Raw genomic sequence first — 1,581 nt, 5'->3', positions numbered from 1 at the left:
AAAATAAACAATCATGACTTTACAGTCCCACCCATATATGAAAAGGGGTGGGACTATTTATTTTCCAAGCTTTCCATACTGGTTATATAGATGGATACTTTAGTACGTGGCTTTTTATGGTGGATTTACCCTGTAAAATAAACTGTAAGAAATAATTTGGTGCACACCCCTTTGTTGACAGATTCATTCTGATCACGAACAGAAAAATGTTGAAATTCCAATTATTTCGGTCATCCATCTCATATCTATTTGGGAGGTTCATGCATTGGAAACTTTACATTCTCATTGTGCTGGACTTGATGTCCATCAGAAAGAAATTGTTGTTTGTATTTATATTGGAAATTCTGAGACAGAACTTACAAAGGAAATTCGTACATTTCCTACTTTCACAAAACATTTATTTGAAATGCTTCAATGGCTCGAAGAGCTCCATATTACCCATCTTGCGATGGAAAGCACCGGTATCTACTGGAAGCCCGTTTTCAACATTTTAGAAGATTATTTTGATATTACCCTTGCCAATGCACAAAGAATAAAAAATGTGCCAGGGCGGAAAACAGATGTAGCGGATGCTGAATGGATTGCCAAACTCCTTCGATATGGACTAATCGAAAAAAGTTTCGTACCTCCATCAGACATTCGAGAACTTCGTGATTTAACACGGTTACGTAAGAAAATGATTGGCAATATGACTGCTGAAAAAAATCGTATTCAAAAAACTTTAGAATGTTCCAACATTAAACTAGGTTCTATTATCTCTGATGTATTCGGTGTATCTGGTCGTAAATTATTAACTCGCCTTGTGGAACAAGGATATGTTAACTCACATGAGGTAGAAGAAAATATTCATGGAAGCATGATGCCGAAGGCATCTCAGATTACAGAATCTTTATTTGGAACACTGAATCCACATCAAATTTTTCTTATTCGTCAGTCTTGGAATCACATCTTATTTCTCGAAGAGTCCATTGAACAACTAGAAGAAAAAATTGATGAGCTTCTTTTACCTTATTCAGAGCAAGTTGAACTCCTTTTAACGATTCCAGGGGTGAAAAAACATGCTACCGCAAGCATTATTGCAGAAATCGGTGTCGAAATGAGACAATTTCCATCCGCCCAGCACCTGGCTTCATGGGCAGGCTTATCACCTGGAAATCATGAAAGTGCTGGCAAGAAAAAAAGTTCTCGAACAACAAAAGGAAATCCACACATTCAATCCATGCTTTGTGAAGTAGCATGGGCCATCTCGAGAACTCGTCATACATGGTTATCAGGAAAGTATTGGTCTCTTGCTGCACGAAGAGGTAAAAAGAAAGCACTTATTGCCATTGCGCATAAAGTCATTAAAATTATCTATCACATACTAGATCAACGATCTGGATTTATTGAGTATTCAAAAGTTCTTTCTTAAGGTAATCAACTCAAGTTCATATTTTTTTCGCTACTGTTAAAAAATTTTAATAACATGTGGCTTATTTATTTATGCCTTTTTTTAAGTCGCTAGACACACATATCAAGGTTCCTGCTCCCTACAGTACATACGAAGTTTGAAATGTTGAATCAAGTCTTTTCACAGAAAAA

1 protein-coding gene is annotated in these 1,581 nt (G+C 36.3%); it reads left to right on the top strand.

The window, feature by feature from the left end; translation table 11 throughout:
- Positions 1 to 265 precede the first annotated feature (265 nt).
- Positions 266 to 1,411, top strand: coding sequence for an IS110 family RNA-guided transposase (locus JDS99_RS30580; protein ID WP_199696466.1), 1,146 nt, complete (start codon positions 266 to 268; stop codon positions 1,409 to 1,411).
- Positions 1,412 to 1,581 lie beyond the last annotated feature (170 nt).

It is taken from the genome of Bacillus cereus group sp. N6 (assembly GCF_016483705.1).
Classification (GTDB): domain Bacteria; phylum Bacillota; class Bacilli; order Bacillales; family Bacillaceae_G; genus Bacillus_A; species Bacillus_A wiedmannii.
The sequence above is the reverse complement of the archived record's forward strand: the minus strand, read 5'-3'. Positions and strand labels throughout refer to the sequence as shown.